This window comes from Pseudomonas petroselini, assembly GCF_045037875.1.
GTDB classification, from domain to species: domain Bacteria; phylum Pseudomonadota; class Gammaproteobacteria; order Pseudomonadales; family Pseudomonadaceae; genus Aquipseudomonas; species Aquipseudomonas petroselini.
Genome location: NZ_CP173614.1, coordinates 6,483,129 through 6,500,050 on the forward strand (window position 1 = coordinate 6,483,129; position 16,922 = coordinate 6,500,050).

A 16,922-nucleotide genomic window follows, 5' to 3' on the forward strand; every position below is an offset into this window, starting at 1 on the left:
AAAACCACATGAACAAACATATCGGTTCCAACTTCGACGATTTTCTCAACGACGACGGGCTCATTGAGGAAGTATCCGCCGGAGCGTTGAAACGTGTTATCGCCTGGCAGTTGGCTGAAGCGATGAAGGCGCAGAAAATCAGCAAAAAAGCGCTGGCTGAACGTATGCATACCAGCCGCACCGCCGTAGATCGCGCACTCGATCAGAACGATGCAGGCATGACATTGGCCACTCTGGCAAGTGCAGCACGGGCACTGGGCCAACGGGTAGAAGTTCGGCTTGTACCTGATTCAGACGCAAGGCTCTCGATAAACTGAAACACAGCGTGACCCTTGGATACCGGGAAACACATCTACAAAAATGCAGCAATAGCCAAAAGCCATCAACCTTTAGCCGTACATCTGCCCTATTCAAAGCATCCAAGCCCCGTTGTACAGTAGCGCCAGCCACGGAGTATCGGCGTCAACAATGGCAGGCCTTGACGCCTGCCCCCGCAAGGAATGCGCAGATGGACGATACCTCCGACAACACTCCGTTGAGGCAAGATTTCTCTCACTTCAACGCCGACATGCTGCACACCGTCCTGGAGTTGGTCAGCGATGGAATCTGGGATTGGAACGCCAATACCGGGTTCGTCTACCGCAACCCAGGGTGGTACGAAATGCTCGGCTATCCCCGCCATGCGCTGGAGAACAGCGTGTTCACTTGGGAAAACGTGATTCACCCGGAGGACTATCCTCAGGTGATGAAGCTGTTTGACGATTACATTCACCGTCGGGCGCCCCACTATCAAGCCGAGTACCGTTGCCGCAAAAAAGATGGCAGCTACCTGTGGATCGAAGACCGGGGCTACGTGATTGCCCGTAATGCTGACGGCTCCGTGGCGCGCATGGTGGGCGCCCACCGCGATATTCATCTCAGAAAATGTTCCGTCGAACAGTTGGAACGACGCAATCAATCCCTCGAAGCGCTGGTGGCAGAACGCACGCACGAGCTGTCGCGGGTCAATCAGCAGTTGCAACTTCAGTTGGACGAGAACCGCTCAATGGCCGAGCGGGATGCACTGACCCTGGTCGCCAATCGCTATCGCCTGGAAAAAGTGCTGCTGGAAGAATGTGACCGTGCCCAGCGCTTTCGCCTGCCGCTTTCACTGATTGCGATGGATATCGATGATTTCAAGCCGATCAATGACCGTTACGGTCATGGCGTGGGCGACCAGACGCTGGTACGGGTGGTGGAATGCCTGGAACACGCTATTCGCCCCGATGACCTGCTGGCCCGCTGGGGTGGCGATGAGTTTGTGCTGGTCCTGCCAAAGACCTCGCTGGAGGTTGCAACGGCATTGGCAGAGAGCATTCGGCAAACGTTGAAGAACCTCCCGAGTGGTGACTTCAAGGTCACCCTGAGCCTGGGCGTGGCCCAGCGAAAAACGCATGAAGCCCCCGCCGCCCTGATGATGCGCGCCGACCAGGCGCTGTATCGCGCAAAGGCTGCGGGAAAGGACGGGGTGTCGGTGTAACACCCCGCAAGGCTATCGAACCGGCGGCGCGTACTGGATGCCGCCGTTGTTCCACAGCGCATTGAGCCCGCGCTTGATCTTCAGCACGCTGCCCTGGCCGATATTGCGCTCGAACACTTCGCCGTAGTTGCCCACTTGCTTGACGATCTGCACCACCCAGTCCTTGCGCAGTTTCAGGTCTTTACCGTATTCGCCGTCGGCACCCAGCAAGCGTGCAATGTCAGGGTTCTTGGTGGTCTTGGCCTGCTCTTCGACGTTCTGCGAGGTGATGCCCATTTCCTCGGCATTGAGCATGGCGAACAGGGTCCACTTGACGATGCTGAACCACTCGTCATCGCCTTTACGCACCAGCGGCCCCAACGGCTCCTTGGAGATCACTTCCGGCAGCACCACGAACTCGTCCGGATGGGCCATCTTGATGCGCTGCGCGTACAGGCCCGACTGGTCGGTGGTCAGCACGTCACACCGCCCGGCCTCCAGGCCCTTGGCGCTTTCGTCGGCCGTGTCGAAGGTGATCGGCGTGTACTTCATGCCATTGGTACGAAAGTAATCGGAGACATTGAGTTCGGTGGTGGTACCCGCCTGGATGCACACCGTCGCGCCGTCCAATTGCTTGGCACCGGTGACGCCCAACTTGTTGTTCACCAGAAAGCCGATGCCGTCGTAGTAAGTCACACCGGTAAACACCAGGCCCATGCCCGAGTCACGGGAGCTGGTCCACGTGGTGTTGCGTGAGATCACGTCGATCTCACCGGACTGCAGCGCGGTGAAGCGCTCCTTGGCGGTCAACTGGGTAAACTTCACTTTCGATGCATCGCCGAAGACCGCCGCCGCCACCGCGTGGCACACGTCCACATCGATGCCGGTCATCTTGCCATTGCTGTCCGGTACGCCGAAGCCCGGCAGCCCGTCACTGACGCCGCATTGGATGAAGCCTTTTTTCTGGATGGCGTCCAAGGTCACGCCTGCCTGAGCGGTGCTCGCCAGGCCAAGGGCGGCGGTGGCGCCGATCGCGGCCAACGTCGTTTTGAATGGGTTCATGCAAGGCTCTCCCTGTCATTCCTTATTATTCGGCGCCCCACAGCCCGCGCCGGTTTATAGTGCTGCCGGGCAGTATCAACGGCTTATACCGCTGCCACAAACGACCTTTAGGCAAAGGCTCCTTCCGATTTGGAATGAACTGCATGATTTCAAAACGCTTGACCCCTTCGTTTTGCGGCGAAACATCCGAACATTCACTTGGATGTGCGCAACGAGCTGGAGCCTTTTGACGTGTTGCAGGCCAAGGCCGATATCGCGTTTTTCTTCGGCCAGGGCTCATGGCCGGGGGCGACTTGCATCGAGCTGTTCCGTGAGGCGGTGGTGCCGGTGTGTGCACCGGGTTTCGTCGCCGAGCGCAGCGATGCTTTCGGCGCGCACTTTATTGCGCATGCCGAACATGCCGGTGAGATTCCCAAGGTGAACGCTTTCCTGAACTGGATGGTGGAATACACCCGAGCACATCCCGACTTTTAATAATGACCCGGCGATTTTATTTCGTTTGCGACAAGGGCGGGCACCCGGCTTAGATAAAAACAAACCCGTCACAGCCGAGTCCCCGATTCATGAGCCGCGAAACCATCAGCCAGTCGATTTCCATCGTTCACCCCATCAGCCTCAGCCACGGTAAAAACGCCGAGGTCTGGGACACTTCGGGCAAACGCTATATCGATTTTGTCGGCGGTATCGGCGTGCTCAACCTCGGCCATTGTCACCCTGGCGTGGTCGAGGCAATTCGTGAACAGGCGACCCGGCTGACCCATTACGCGTTCAACGCCGCGCCTCACACGCCCTACCTCGAGCTGATGGATCGCCTGACGGCGTTCATCCCGGTGGACTACGCGGTCAGCGGCATGCTCACCAACAGCGGCGCGGAAGCGGCGGAAAACGCGCTGAAAATTGTGCGCGGCGCCACCGGCCGTACGGCGGTGATCGCTTTTGACGGCGCCTTCCATGGCCGCACCCTGGCCACGCTCAACCTCAACGGCAAGGTGGCGCCCTACAAACAAAAGGTCGGTGTACTGCCGGGCCCGGTGTATCACCTGCCCTACCCCAGCGCCGACAACGGCGTGACCTGCGCCGAAGCGCTGAAGGCCATGGACCGTTTGTTCTGCGTGGAAATCGACGTCAACGACGTAGCGTGTTTCATCATCGAGCCGGTGCAGGGCGAAGGGGGTTTCCTTGCGCTGGACATCGCGTTCGCCCAGGCCCTGCGGCGCTTTTGCGATGCGCACGACATCCTGCTGATTGCCGATGAAATCCAGTCGGGTTTTGGTCGTACCGGCCAACGTTTCGCGTTCTCGCGCCTGGGTATCGAACCGGACTTGATCCTGTTGGGTAAAAGCATCGCGGGCGGTGTGCCGCTGGGCGCAGTCGTCGGACGCAAGGCGCTGATGGACAACCTGCCCAAAGGCGGCCTGGGCGGAACGTATTCCGGCAACCCTATCGCCTGTGCGGCGGCCTCGGCCACGCTGGATACAATGACCGATGAGCACTTGAAAACCTGGGGTTCACAACAGGAAGAGGCCATCGTCCGCCGTTATGAAACCTGGCGCGCACAGGGCCTGACACCCTACCTCGGCCGGCTCACCGGCGTCGGCGCCATGCGCGGTATCGAGCTGGCCAACGCCGATGGCACCCCAGCGCCAAAACAGCTGGCTCAATTATTGAGCCTGGCGCGGGACGCCGGGTTGCTGCTGATGCCCAGCGGCAAGGCGCGGCACATCATCCGTTTGCTGGCACCGCTGACCATCGAGCCGGCGGTGCTGGAGGAAGGCCTGGATCTCCTCGAGGCCTGCTTCAAGCAGTTGGACTCGTAACGCTTATCGACGGGTTTGCCGCCCTGCCCGACGGGAATGTCTCATGAACGCCGATCGGCAAACCGCCGGCCATCGCCTTGGGTTGCTTGGCGTTGTGGCAGGCGATGCCGTCGCCCGCCAGTTGAGGGCATTGTGCTGCCTTGACCTGATCCCCCTGCGCGCTGAAAATGCGCGACGCTTTTTTGTCCTCGTTTACTGAAGTAGTGAAATTTCAATGTCCGATTCTTACACCGAAAAATCCGCCCCCGAAGAATCCGTAATCGCCTTGCAGTCCAAAGCCGAGTACGAAAACGCCATCAATCTTTCACAGCATGTGCCGGCCGCCAAGATCATCAGCGAGATGGTGCTGGACGCTTTCCACACCTCCAAGGAAAGCGACCAGATCCGCGAGCTGCGCGTGGCGATCCGCCAGGCCCACGACGCCTTCGACGACGACAAGGCCTATGACCTGATGGGCCAGCTCAAGCAACTCAAGGATGCAGAAGCCGCGGACAACGCCGCCCTGGAAAACCTGAGCAGCCAGTTTTCCATCAGTCGCATCCTGTCCAGCTTCAAGGACGACCCCGAGTTTCAGGAGTTGGTCTACGGTTTGGCGTTGAAGGTGCTGAACCAGAGCCACCAGGCCATCAGCAACCCGAGCGCCGGCAAGAGCAAGGCGTCACGGCCCAAGAAAGAAGCCGAGGTGTTTGTGATCAGCAAGGATGGCATCAGCGTCACCCTGCCGTTGCGCACGCCGCGCTCGAAGCTGAACGTTGACCGTGAGGCGTTCGAGTTTTTGGGCTTCAGCTTTGTGGGTGAAGGCGATGAAGCGGAGCTGGAGGTGGAGAGCTTTGTGGATAACGCCGGCGCCGAGCAGCCGTTGAGCCGCAAGAGCGTGATCACTGCGTTGCAGCAGCAGACGGCGTTTGAGGGGTACAGCATCGCTCAGCAGTAACTGACACCACGGAGTAACTGTGGGAGCAAGCCCCCTCCCACAGTTTGAACGGTGTTGTGTCAGTTGATCGGTTCGATCTGCGCCGCAAACACTTCGCGAAACCGCTCCATCTCCCGCTTGTTCCCTACCGTCACCCGCACCCACTGCGGCCAGTCTTTCCACACCCGTCCGATCAGCACGCCTTGCGCGGCCAGTTTCTCGATCACCTGCGCCGCCGGTTGTTTCACGTCGATCATGAAACAGTTCGCCTGGGAGGCCGTGCAGGTGAACCCACGCCCTTTCAGCCAGGCTACCGTCTCGTCGCGCAGTTGGTTATTGAGCGCCTTGCGTTGCGGCAGCAGTTTCACATCTTCAAGGCTGGCGAGGCCGCCGAGCAGGGTGCAGCCCGCCGGGACGTTGTCGCCGCCAAACACGGCCAGCCGCTCCAACAGCGCCGGGTGGCCGATCGCCAAGCCCAAGCGAGCGCCGGCCATGCCGTAGATTTTCGAGAAGGTGCGCAGCACCAGCAGGTCGTCGTGGTCCTTGACCCAACTGACGACGCTGGGCACGTCGGCGAAGTCGATATAGGCCTCGTCCACCACCAGCACGCTGCCTTTGGGTTTATCCGCCAAGGCTTGGCGGATGGCGTCGATGGGAGTCACGGTGCCCGTGGGGTTGTTGGGGTTGCACAGGTAGAGCATGCCGGCCTGTGGATCGGCGGCGAGCATGGCCGGGATGTCGTGGGCGTGGTCGGCGTTCAGGCTGACCTCCTTCACCGGCGCCCTGCTCGACTCGGCGGCCTGGCGCGGCACTTCGTAAGACGGCGTGGGCATTACCAGGCCACGGGTTTCGCTGGTGAATGCCAGCACGGCATAACGCAACGCGGCCATCGAGCCTGCGAAAACGGCCACGTGCTCCTCGGCAATGCCTTGCTGCTGGGCAAACAACCCGGCCAGGGCGTACATGTGTTTGTAGGGATAACGCCCGGACGTGGCGATCCCTTGCTGCATTGCGTCACGGGCGGCGCGTGAGGGCCCGTAGGGGCTTTCGTTGTAGTTGAGCAGCACCTTGTCAGTCTTGGTCGGCGGTGGGCTGGCAACGGCCCAATCCAAGCGCCCCAGCATTGGCAGGGCTGCGCCCAAGGCGAGAAGGGACCGGCGACTGACGGTGACCATAGGGCTACTCCTTGTAAAGACGTCCTGGTAGACGGGCGATGGATTCGCACAACTCGTACAGAGGGGTATGACGAGATAAACCTGCGCAGATTTAAACCCGCGCCCAAGAAAAAGCCCCGCGCTTCTCTCGAAGGCGGGGCTTTTTCACTGCCAGACCACTCAGTGAGCGTAGGTCAGCAACAGCTCTTTCGGCACTTGGAAATCCAGGGACATCATCACGCTGAGCGCGGTGATGGTGAAGATCGAGAACACGAACAGCTTGCGGGCCCAGACGGTGTCGTCCACCGCCTTATAGCCGGTCCAGGCCATGTACAACCAGTACATGCCCATGGCCGCCGCGACGGCGAGGTAGCTCATGCCGGCGTAGCCACTGAAGGTCAACATCAAGGTCGCCACGAGGAAGGCCAGGATGTACAGCAGGATGTGTTTCTTGGCGACCTGGATGCCACGCTTGACCGGCAATACCGGAATCGACGCAGCCAGGTAGTCGTTGAAACGGAAGATCGCGATGGCGTAGGAATGCGGCATCTGCCACAGGCTGAACATCACCAGCAGCACCAGCGCAGCCATGTCGAAGCTATTGGTCACAGCCACATAACCAATCACCGGCGGCATCGCCCCCGACAGACTGCCCACCAGCGTGCCGTGAACCGACTTGCGCTTGAGGTACAGGCTGTAGAGGCCGACGTAGATGACAAAGCCGATCACGGCAAACAACGCCGCCAACGGATTGGCCACCTTGTACAACAACACCACGCCGGCAACACCCAGGACGGTTGCGAAGATCAGTGCCAGCTTCAGGGAGATCAGGCCCTGGACCAGCACACGATTCTTGGTGCGCTCCATCTTGATGTCGATATCGCGGTCGATGCAGTTGTTGAATACACAACCGGAAGCTACCACCAGGGACGTACCGATCATCGCAGCCAGGAAGATGGCCAGATCGACATGTCCCTGGGAGGCCAGGAAGAAACCGCCCGCCACAGAAAGCACGTTACCGAAAATGATCCCCGGTTTGGTGATTTGGATAAAGTGCTTAAGCGACATCGGGTCTTACCTCACTTCGCCATCATGAACGTATGGATGCTGAACATGATCCATATCGACAGGCCAACCAGCAGCAGGATTACTAAGCCTGCGAACACGAACGCAATCACGTTATCGCGCTGCTCTTTAGAGCGGTCCAAGTGCAGGAAGTACACCAGGTGAACCAGCACCTGAATCACCGCGAACGCCAATACGATCATCAAGGTGATCGACTTCGGCAGGGTCGGGTACATCACCAGACCGAACGGGATGAGCGTCAGGATTACCGACAGGATGAAGCCGATAGCGTAAGACTTAACGCTGCCGTGGCTCGCATCATGGCTGTCATGGTCATGGGAGTGTGCATTAGCCATTACAGAGTCCCCATCAGGTAAACAACGGTGAAGACGCAGATCCAGACCACGTCCAGGAAGTGCCAGAACAGGCTCAGGCAGCTCAGGCGAGTCTTGTTGGTGTTGGTCAGGCCGTGTTTATTGACCTGATACATCATCACCGCCATCCACAGCAGGCCGGCCGTTACGTGCAGACCGTGGGTGCCGACCAGCGTGAAGAACGCCGACAGGAAACCGGAACGGTGCGGGCCGTAGCCTTCGGAGATCAGCAGGTGGAACTCGTTGATCTCCATGCCGATGAAGCCCAGGCCGAACAGGAAGGTCAGTGCCAACCAGCTCAGTACGCCTTTTTTGTTGCCCTTGTAGAAGGCCAACATGGCGAAGCCGTAGGTGATCGAACTGAACAACAGCAAGGCGGTTTCGCCGAGCACGTAAGGCAGTTCGAAGATGTCGTGGCCCGACGGGCCACCCGCTACGTTGTTTACCAGTACCGCGTACACCGCGAAGATCGACGCAAACAAGATGCAGTCGGTCATCAGGTAGAGCCAGAAACCGAAAACGGTCATCGGCCCCGAGTCGTGGTGATGGTCATCGTGCCCATGGTCATCGACATGGGCGTGTCCAGCATTGGTCACTAAGTTCGACATGGTTTAAGCCTGTTCCAACGAGGTTTCTACACGGTTGGCCGGGATTTTCTTCTCGGCGACCAGACGAGCGTGTTGCTCGGCTTCGATGCGTTCGATCGTTTCGACCGGCACCATGTAGCCTTGATCATCACGTGCAGCGTGGACGATGAAGTAACCGATGGTGCCCACCAGGCCCACGATTGCCAGCCACCAGATGTGCCAGATCATCGCGAAACCGAACACGGTCAACAGCGCACCCATCACCACGCCAGTGGCGGTGTTGTTTGGCATGTGGATCGGTTCGTAGTGCTTAGGACGCTGGTACGCAGTACCGTCTTCCTTGGCTTCGGTGAACGCATCAATGGTGTTCGCAGTCGGGATCACGGCGAAGTTGTAGAACGGTGGTGGCGACGAGGTCGACCATTCCAGGGTGTGGCCATTCCATGGGTCGCCGGAGTCGCAAGCGTTCTGCTTACGGTCACGGATGCTCACGTACAGCTGGATCAACTGGCAGGCGATACCCACAGCGATCATGATTGCACCGAACATGGCGACGTACAGGTACGGCACCCACTCAGGGTTGGTGGTGGCGTTCAGACGACGGGTCATGCCCATGAAGCCCAGTGCATAGAGCGGCATGAACGCGACAAAGAAGCCCGAGATCCAGAACCAGAATGCAGCCTTGCCCCAGCCTTCGTGCAGCTTGAAGCCGAACGCTTTCGGGAAGTAGAAGCTGAAACCAGCGATGTAACCGAATACCGCACCACCGATGATCACGTTGTGGAAGTGAGCGATCACGAACAGGCTGTTGTGCAGGACGAAGTCAGCACCCGGGATGGCCAGCAGTACGCCGGTCATGCCGCCGATGGCGAAGGTCACCATGAAGCCCAGGGTCCACAGGACCTGGCTGGTCATGCGCAGACGGCCGTGGTAGATGGTGAACAGCCAGTTGAATAGCTTCACCCCCGTCGGGATGGAAATCAGCATCGTCGCCAGGCCGAAGAAGGCGTTGACGCTGGCCCCCGAACCCATGGTGAAGAAGTGGTGCAGCCACACCATGAAGCCCAGTACGGAGATTGCGCCCGATGCGTAAACCATCGAGTGGTGACCGAACAGGCGCTTGCCGGTAAAGGTCGAGATCACTTCGGAGAAGATACCGAACGCTGGCAGGATCAGGATGTACACCTCAGGGTGACCCCATGCCCAGAACAGGTTCACGTACATCATTGGATTGCCACCAAGTTCGTTGGTGAAAATGTGGAAATCCAGGTAACGGTCAAGCGACAGCAGCGCCATGGTAGCGGCCAGGATCGGGAACGAAGCCACGATCAGGACGTTGGCCCAGGTGCAGGTCCAGGTGAAGATCGGCATGTCCATCAGTTTCATGCCAGGGGCGCGCATTTTCAGGACGGTGGCCAGGAAGTTGACCCCCGTCAGTGTCGTCCCGAGTCCTGATAACTGTAGCGCCCAGATGTAGTAGTCCACACCCACGCCAGGGCTGTATTGCAGGCCCGACAATGGCGGATACGCAACCCAACCGGTCTTGGCGAATTCGCCGACACCCAGGGACACGTTGATCAGCACAACGCCGGAAACCAGCAGCCAGAAGCTCAGGGAGTTCAGGAACGGGTAGGCAACGTCACGGGCGCCAATCTGCAGCGGCAAGGCAAGGTTCATCAGGCCGGTGAAGAATGGCATCGCCATGAAAATGATCATGATCACACCGTGGGCGGTGAAGATCTGGTCATAGTGTTCAGGTGGCAGGTAGCCAGGCGAACCCTCGGTGGCCATGGCCAACTGGGTACGCATCATGATGGCGTCGGCAAAACCACGCAGCAGCATGACCATGGCCACGATGACGTACATGACACCGATTTTCTTGTGGTCGACCGACGTCAACCACTCGGTCCACAGGTAGGTCCACTTCTTGAAATAAGTGATTGCTGCAAACAGTGCCAGACCACCCAGCGCGATCATGGCGATGGTAATCATCACAATCGGCTCGTGGAACGGGACCGCATCCCAACTTAATTTACCAAACATCGTTTACTCCTCTGCCCCAGCAGTTGAATGCGAGCCCGTGTCAGAACCTTCAACCGCGGCCACTTCTTTCTTCTCGTGCTTGACCGGCTTGCCTGGTTTCATGCCTTCGTACTTGTCGACGATTTTCTGAAACAGGTTCGGCTCATACGTGGAGTACAGGGCGACTGGGTTGTTCTGGCTTGGTTTGGTCAGGGCGTCGTATTCAGCTTGATCAAGCTGTTTAGGTGCGGCCTTGACTTCGGCTACCCAGGCGTTGAAATCTTCCTGGCTCGTCGAGATGGCTTTGAATTTCATGCCGGTGAAGCCAGCGCCGCTGTAGTTCGCGGAGATGCCTTCCATTTCAGCTTTTTCGTTGGCGATCAGGTGCAGTCGGGTCTGCATGCCTGCCATCGCGTAGATCTGACCGCCCAAGGCAGGGATGAAGAACGAGTTCATCACGGCGTCGGAGGTGATCCGGAAATTAAGCGGGGTGTTTTCCGGGAAGCGGATCTGGTTAACGGTGGCGATACCCAGGTCCGGGTAGATGAACAGCCACTTCCAGTCCAGCGCGACCACTTCGATGTTGATCGGCTTGACGTCGGACTCCAGCGGACGGTACGGGTCCAGCTCGTGGGTCGACTTATAGGTGATGTAACCCAGGGCGATGATGATGAGGATCGGAACCAGCCACACCGCGATTTCGATCTTGGTGGAGTGCGACCACTTCGGCGCGTAGGTCGCGTTGGTGTTCGACGCGCGGTATTTCCAGGCGAAGGCGAAGGTCATGATGATCACAGGCACCACGACCAACAGCATCAGCAGGGTGGCGGTGATGATCAGGTTTCGTTGATCCAGACCGATCTGTCCTTTTGGGTCCATCAAGGTCCACTTGCAGCCTCCCAGCATTAACATCATGCCCAGCAGCGGCAAAAAGCCTAGTAATCGGGGGTACCTGTTTTTACTCATCTCACGACCTCTAAAGCAGCTTGCGCAATGCAGTTGGGTTTTGATCGCCAACACTTCACCCTGCCAAGGGTTGGCATTTCTCTTCGATTGAATAAGAGCCTGCCCGTCACGCCATAACTGTACGTTTCACGGACCTGCGGTGAGTTCTTATTCGATTTCGTGGTTAAAGGCCTTGTTACAGACCAATTCCATTTGGTGCGGATAGTTGAAAGGCTGCCGGAACCTTGGGGTCGCACAGAGCCATCCATCTGCCCCTCGACCGCTCCAGTGCTCAAATATTGAACAGCACAGGACATTCAGTGCGGGCGATTGTAGTTAGCTAGCGATGTATAAACCATGTCTTATAAAGAAATAATTTTTATCGATTACAGCAATAATCCTTCACCATTATTGCAAAGGTTCGCGATCTTATCGCGTTCAATTCTCAACAAAAACCACAAAAATTGCCGTGTTATAGGGCAATCCGCCACAGCCCTTACAGCGCGTAAGGGCATGCCAAACCGATGCAACCCCCCATAAAACAAGGCATTCGGACATCACCGAATCGCTGGTTCGGCGTGAGGTGCGTGGCATTGGCGCAACCACAAACTGACAGCACAACTTGGCCGCTTGATGCAAATTTAAGCAGCCGTTTGGCCGGTCAGAAACGTCCTGCGGACGCTTCCGTGTGACAACATGTCGCACGCTGCGCGCACCTGAAATTGTCCGGCGTCACGTTCTGTTCACAAATCCCCACACGCAAAAACGCCCCGGCCTTCCGCTAAGAAAGACCGGGGCGATTGGGTGATGGTCTCAGGCTGTGTGCTGGCGATTCCGGTAGATACCCAGCGGTACCAGGATCACCGTCAGCACGAAGGCGACCAATGCCCACTGCGCCAGGGACAGGCCGAGTACGGGTGGATAAGGGGTACTGCAGAAGCCGTCGACCTGGAAGCCCAGGGGAAACACCTTGGCCAGGGGCAGGTCATCGACAATCGGTTGCAGCACATCGATGCCGCAGCTCACCTGAGGGAAGAACTGGGTGTACACATGGTGGCCGGCGGCGGCCACCCCGCCGAGGGCGCTGAGTATCACCAGGCCTTCAAACAGCGTGAGGGCGCCTTTGGTGCGCATGGCTGCGCCGATGAACGCGAAGATCGCGATCAACAGCAAGGCGTAGCGTTGCAGGATGCACAGCGGGCATGGGGCCTCGCCCAGTACGACCTGCATGTAGAGCGCACCACCGATCAGCGCCAGGCAGATGATGCCCAGCAACACCAGAAAGCGCCGCTCCCTGCCTAAACGCAATTCGTCACTCATCTCCGTTTCCCTTTGCCTGATTATGGTTGTGGCGTATGGCCGCAAGTTTACACACAGGGAGTGGTTTAAACAGAGGGGGTTAACGGGGGATTAATCATGGGAAATGTTGTGGCGGACCTGTGGCGAGGGAGCTTGCTCCCTCGCCACAGGTTATGTGTACCTATTCCAGGGCCGCCGCTGGGCCGAAGAATTCATAGCGGCTTTGTTTTTCGGGGACACCCAAGGCTTTGAGGTGGCGTTTGATCGCGGCCATGAAGCCTTTAGGGCCGAGGAAGTAGGCATCGATGTCGCGCTGCTCGGGCAACCAGGCGGCCAGCTGTTCCTGGCTCAGCAGGCCGACGTTGTCCGCTGCGGGGCTCACGCCGTCGTCTTCGGCGTAGCAGTAGTAACGCTTGAGTTGCGGGTGCTGGGCCGCCAGGGCATCCACCCAGTCGCGGAACGCATGCACGGCGCCATTACGTGCGCAGTGGATAAAGTGCACCGGGCGCTCAGTGGCCAAGGCCGCTTCGAGCATCGGCAAGGTCGGCGTGATGCCTACCCCGCCGCTGATCAGCACCAACGGTTTGTCGCTGGCCGCCAGGGTGAACTCGCCCGACGGTGGGAACAGGTCGATGGTCGCCCCGACGTGCAGTTGGTCGTGCAGGTAGTTGGACACCCGCCCACCCGCTTCGCGCTTGACGCTGATGCGGTACTGGCCCGCATCGGTCAGGGCCGACAGCGAATAGTTGCGGCGTACTTCTTCACCCTCCAGCACCAGCTTCATGCCGATGTACTGGCCAGGCGCGGCGGCGAGGACCGGGCCGTTATCCACCGGGGCGAAATAGAAGGAAGTGATTTCAGCACTCTCCTCCACGCGCTTGACCAGCGTGAACGGCCGCGCACCGCGCCAGCCGCCGGGGGCCTGGGCTTTCTCTTCATAGATCGCCGCCTCGGCGCCAATCAGGATATCCGCCAATTGGCCGTAGGCTGCACCCCAGGCATTCATCACCTCGGGGGTCGCGATCTCGCTGCCGAGCACTTCGGAAATGGCGCGCAGCAGGCAGGCACCGACGATCGGGTAGTGCTCCGGCAGGATCTGCAGCGCCACGTGCTTGTTGATGATCTTGGCCACCAAATCGCCAAGCTGGTCCAACTGGTCGATATGCCGCGCGTACATCAACACGCCGTTGGCCAGGGCGCGAGGTTGGTCGCCGCTCGCCTGGTGCGCCTGGTTAAACAGCGGGCGAACCTCCGGGTACTCAGAGAGCATCATGCGGTAGAAATGGGTGATCAGCGCTTCGCCACCGCTTTCCAGCAGCGGCACGGTGGATTTGACGATGGCACGGTCTTGGGCACTAAGCATGGGAGCCTCCTGGGCTTCTTCACTGATTACCCTGACGCACTCAGTATTCGTGCCAACTTATAAACCTATATTTTTCAATGACTTAAATGACTAGTAGTCAATATGACTTCCTACAATCTATAGTCATAAGGACTACAAGGAGTCATTATGACTGCGAAATCACTGCTCACCACCCTGCTGCCCTTGGTCGCCGACCTGTCCCGCGAACTGCCCGAAGGCGAGCGTTACCGCCGCCTGCTGCAAGCCATGCGCGCCCTGCTGCCCTGCGACGCCGCCGCGCTGTTGCGCCTGGACGGCGACTCGCTGGTGCCGCTCGCCGTCGACGGTTTGAGCGCCGATACCCTGGGCCGGCGCTTCAAGGTCAGTGAACATCCCCGCTTCGCCGTATTGCTGAGCAGCCCCGGCCCCACGCGCTTCGACAGCGACAGCGAATTGCCCGACCCCTACGACGGCCTGGTCGATGGCCTGCACGGCCACCTGGAAGTGCACGACTGCATGGGCTGCCCACTGTTTGTCGACGACCATCCCTGGGGCTTGCTGACCCTGGACGCGCTCGACACCGAACGTTTCGAACGCGTTGAGCTGGATGCCCTGCAAGCCTTCGCCAGCCTCGCCGCCGCCACCGTCAACGTCGCCGAGCGCATCGAGCGCCTGGCCCTGCGTGCCGAAGACGAACACCAGCGCGCCGAGATCTACCGCCAAGCCAGCGGCCAGCAGCACAAGGAAATGATCGGCCAGAGCAAAACCCACAAACGCCTGGTGGAGGAAATCAAGTGGGTGGGCGGCAGCGACCTCACCGTGCTGATCACTGGTGAAACCGGCGTGGGCAAGGAACTGGTGGCCCAGGCCATTCACGCCGCCTCACATCGCGCGGACAAACCGCTGATCAGCCTCAACTGCGCCGCCCTGCCGGAAACCCTGGTGGAAAGCGAGCTGTTCGGCCATGTACGTGGCGCTTTTACCGGTGCGCTGAACGAACGCCGGGGCAAGTTCGAGTTGGCCAATGGCGGCACGCTGTTCCTGGATGAAGTGGGCGAGCTGTCGTTGACGGTACAGGCCAAGCTGCTGCGGGTGCTGCAAAGCGGCCAGCTGCAGCGCCTGGGGTCGGACAAGGAGCATCAGGTGGATGTGCGCTTGATCGCCGCCACCAACCGCGACCTCGCTGACGAAGTACGCAACGGCCGCTACCGCGCCGACTTCTACCACCGCCTCAGTGTGTACCCGCTGCAAGTGCCGGCGCTGCGCGAGCGCGGGCGCGATGTGTTGCTGCTGGCCGGTTTCTTCCTTGAACAGAACCGCTCACGCATGGGCCTGGGCAGCCTGCGCCTGACCAGCGATGCCCAGGCGGCACTGTTGGCCTATAACTGGCCAGGCAACGTACGAGAGCTGGAACATTTGATCGGACGCAGCGCGCTGAAAGCCCTCGGCAACTGTCGCGAGCGTCCGAAGATTCTCAGCCTGAGTGCACAGGACCTCGACCTGCCCGATGTCAGCGCGCCGGTGGTCGAAGCGCCGGTCGACACCGGCCTCGCCGTCACCGGCGACCTGCGCCAGGCCACCGAGCAATACCAACGCCAAGTCATCAGCGCCTGCCTGGAACGCCACCAGCACAACTGGGCCAGCGCCGCTCGCGAGCTGGGCCTGGACCGCGCCAACCTCGGCCGCATGGCCAAGCGCCTGGGGATGAAATAAAAGGATGCACCCCATCTAAATGGGGGCTTGCCTGCGATGGCGGTGAACCAATCAAAGATAAGCCGGCTGTCACACCGCCATCGGGGGCAAGCCCCCTCCCACACTAGACTGCCTTCGCCTCGAAAACCGGGCTAGTAACCTTAGGCTTACGAAACACCAACACATTCCCCACCATCACCAGCACCAACCCCGCCAACGCCGGCGCGGTCCACTGATAGCCCTCGGCAAACGCCGACACATTCAACGCCACCACCGGGAACAGCACCGTGCAATACGCAGCACGCTCCGGTCCCATGCGCCCCACCAGCGTCAGGTACGCCGTGAACCCGATCACCGACCCTGGGATCACCAAGTACCACAACGCCCCGACATACCGCGCACTCCAGTCCATCTCGAACGGGATCCCGCGCACCGCGCAATACGTTGCCAACATCGCCGCGCCATACGCCATGCCCCAGGCATTGGTGGTCAACGGCCTGAGCCCAGCCTTCTGCTGCAGACTCGAGAGCATATTGCCGGCCGAGAAACACATCGTCCCCAACAACGCCAAGCCCAGGCCAAGCAGGGTCTGCGGGCTAGCGGTATGCCCCACCACTTCCGGCCAGAACAGCAAGCCCAACCCGGCCAACCCCAGGCCGCCGCCCATCAACACATTGCGCGCGACCCGCTGGCCGAAAAACACCCGGGCATTGAGTGCATTCCACAACGTGGCCGTGGAAAACACCACCGCCACCAGGCCGCTGGGGATCCATTGGCTGGCGGTCAGGAAGCACATGAAGTTAACGCAGAACAGGCACAAGCCCTGGGCGACGCAGATCAGGTGCCCGCGGCGGTTCATCACCTGCAACTTGCGGCTCAGCAGCAACAGCGCAAACAGCACCAGCGCCGCCAGGCCGAAGCGATACACGATGGACACAGGAATCGCCACCACGCCCAGCTGCCATTTGAGGGCAATCCAGGTGGTGCCCCAGATCAGCACGGTGAGTAAGTAGAGGGAAAGGTTCATGACGGGCTCCGGTGATTGAGCCCCAGTGTCACCCTGCCCCCGTGGAAGGGTCTTGCACAATCTTGCGCTTTTGTCGGGCAGCGGGAGCACAGCGCCAGCATCGCGGAGTAGGATGCAAGGCGTCG

At 59.6% G+C, this 16,922-nt stretch carries 16 protein-coding genes and 1 pseudogene; 7 read left to right on the forward strand and 10 right to left on the reverse strand.

Annotation, left to right across the window (positions count from 1 at the left end; genetic code table 11):
- Positions 1-8: 8 nt before the first annotated feature.
- Both ACI512_RS29985 and ACI512_RS29990 read left to right on the forward strand, forming a co-directional pair.
- The gene (locus ACI512_RS29985) at positions 9-317 is read left to right on the forward strand and encodes a helix-turn-helix domain-containing protein (RefSeq protein ID WP_236379701.1); all 309 of its coding nucleotides are present in this window, start codon (positions 9-11) and stop codon (positions 315-317) included.
- Positions 318-508: 191 nt separating this feature from the next.
- Positions 509-1,519, forward strand: coding sequence for a sensor domain-containing diguanylate cyclase (locus ACI512_RS29990; RefSeq protein WP_236379700.1), 1,011 nt, complete (start codon positions 509-511; stop codon positions 1,517-1,519).
- Positions 1,520-1,531: 12 nt separating this feature from the next.
- On the opposite strand, the gene ACI512_RS29995 is transcribed toward ACI512_RS29990, so the two are convergent.
- Entirely contained in the window at positions 1,532-2,560 is a 1,029-nt protein-coding gene (locus tag ACI512_RS29995; RefSeq protein WP_046035205.1) for an amino acid ABC transporter substrate-binding protein, read from the reverse strand.
- A 171-nt stretch (positions 2,561-2,731) separates the two neighbouring features.
- On the opposite strand from ACI512_RS29995, the pseudogene ACI512_RS30000 reads away from it, so the two are divergent.
- The 4 genes and pseudogenes from ACI512_RS30000 to ACI512_RS30015 form a co-directional block, all read left to right on the forward strand.
- Positions 2,732-3,034: pseudogene (locus ACI512_RS30000) on the forward strand (LysR substrate-binding domain-containing protein); the annotation flags it as partial.
- Positions 3,035-3,123: 89 nt separating this feature from the next.
- On the forward strand, positions 3,124-4,377 hold the full coding sequence (locus ACI512_RS30005) for an aspartate aminotransferase family protein (protein ID WP_405121475.1): 1,254 nt from the start codon (positions 3,124-3,126) through the stop codon (positions 4,375-4,377).
- Positions 4,378-4,420: 43 nt separating this feature from the next.
- Positions 4,421-4,576, forward strand: a complete 156-nt coding sequence (locus tag ACI512_RS30010; RefSeq protein WP_231809101.1) for a hypothetical protein — start codon at positions 4,421-4,423, stop codon at positions 4,574-4,576.
- 15 nt (positions 4,577-4,591) lie between these two features.
- Complete coding sequence (locus tag ACI512_RS30015) at positions 4,592-5,311, forward strand: hypothetical protein (RefSeq protein WP_064055169.1); 720 nt, start codon at positions 4,592-4,594, stop codon at positions 5,309-5,311.
- Between the two features lie 59 nt (positions 5,312-5,370).
- Here ACI512_RS30015 and ACI512_RS30020 read toward each other — a convergent pair whose 3' ends face one another.
- The 8 genes from ACI512_RS30020 to hmpA form a co-directional block, all read right to left on the reverse strand.
- On the reverse strand, positions 5,371-6,465 hold the full coding sequence (locus ACI512_RS30020) for a pyridoxal phosphate-dependent aminotransferase (RefSeq protein ID WP_236379698.1): 1,095 nt from the start codon (positions 6,463-6,465) through the stop codon (positions 5,371-5,373).
- Between the two features lie 159 nt (positions 6,466-6,624).
- Positions 6,625-7,512 (reverse strand): heme o synthase, encoded by an 888-nt coding sequence (cyoE, locus tag ACI512_RS30025; RefSeq protein ID WP_015885812.1) that lies wholly within the window; start codon positions 7,510-7,512, stop codon positions 6,625-6,627.
- Between the two features lie 11 nt (positions 7,513-7,523).
- Positions 7,524-7,865: a cytochrome o ubiquinol oxidase subunit IV gene (cyoD, locus tag ACI512_RS30030; protein ID WP_010206434.1), complete on the reverse strand. Its 342-nt coding sequence runs from the start codon at positions 7,863-7,865 to the stop codon at positions 7,524-7,526.
- Positions 7,865-8,491 (reverse strand): cytochrome o ubiquinol oxidase subunit III, encoded by a 627-nt coding sequence (locus ACI512_RS30035; protein WP_010206435.1) that lies wholly within the window; start codon positions 8,489-8,491, stop codon positions 7,865-7,867. The genes cyoD and ACI512_RS30035 overlap by 1 nt, the downstream gene beginning before the upstream one ends.
- A gap of 3 nt (positions 8,492-8,494) precedes the next feature.
- Positions 8,495-10,513, reverse strand: a complete 2,019-nt coding sequence (cyoB, locus tag ACI512_RS30040) for a cytochrome o ubiquinol oxidase subunit I (RefSeq protein WP_015885813.1) — start codon at positions 10,511-10,513, stop codon at positions 8,495-8,497.
- A gap of 3 nt (positions 10,514-10,516) precedes the next feature.
- Positions 10,517-11,458 carry a ubiquinol oxidase subunit II gene (cyoA, locus tag ACI512_RS30045; protein WP_043205874.1) on the reverse strand — a complete coding sequence of 314 codons (942 nt, stop codon included), beginning with the start codon at positions 11,456-11,458 and terminating at the stop codon, positions 10,517-10,519.
- Positions 11,459-12,250: 792 nt separating this feature from the next.
- Positions 12,251-12,757 carry a disulfide bond formation protein B gene (locus ACI512_RS30050; RefSeq protein ID WP_015885815.1) on the reverse strand — a complete coding sequence of 169 codons (507 nt, stop codon included), beginning with the start codon at positions 12,755-12,757 and terminating at the stop codon, positions 12,251-12,253.
- A 160-nt stretch (positions 12,758-12,917) separates the two neighbouring features.
- Positions 12,918-14,099, reverse strand: a complete 1,182-nt coding sequence (gene hmpA / locus ACI512_RS30055) for an NO-inducible flavohemoprotein (RefSeq protein ID WP_064055171.1) — start codon at positions 14,097-14,099, stop codon at positions 12,918-12,920.
- A 147-nt stretch (positions 14,100-14,246) separates the two neighbouring features.
- On the opposite strand from hmpA, the gene norR reads away from it, so the two are divergent.
- Positions 14,247-15,791, forward strand: coding sequence for a nitric oxide reductase transcriptional regulator NorR (gene norR, locus ACI512_RS30060; protein ID WP_231809104.1), 1,545 nt, complete (start codon positions 14,247-14,249; stop codon positions 15,789-15,791).
- A 103-nt stretch (positions 15,792-15,894) separates the two neighbouring features.
- Here the strand turns inward: norR and ACI512_RS30065 are convergent, their stop codons facing one another.
- Positions 15,895-16,797, reverse strand: a complete 903-nt coding sequence (locus ACI512_RS30065) for a DMT family transporter (protein WP_043205876.1) — start codon at positions 16,795-16,797, stop codon at positions 15,895-15,897.
- Positions 16,798-16,922: the final 125 nt, after the last annotated feature.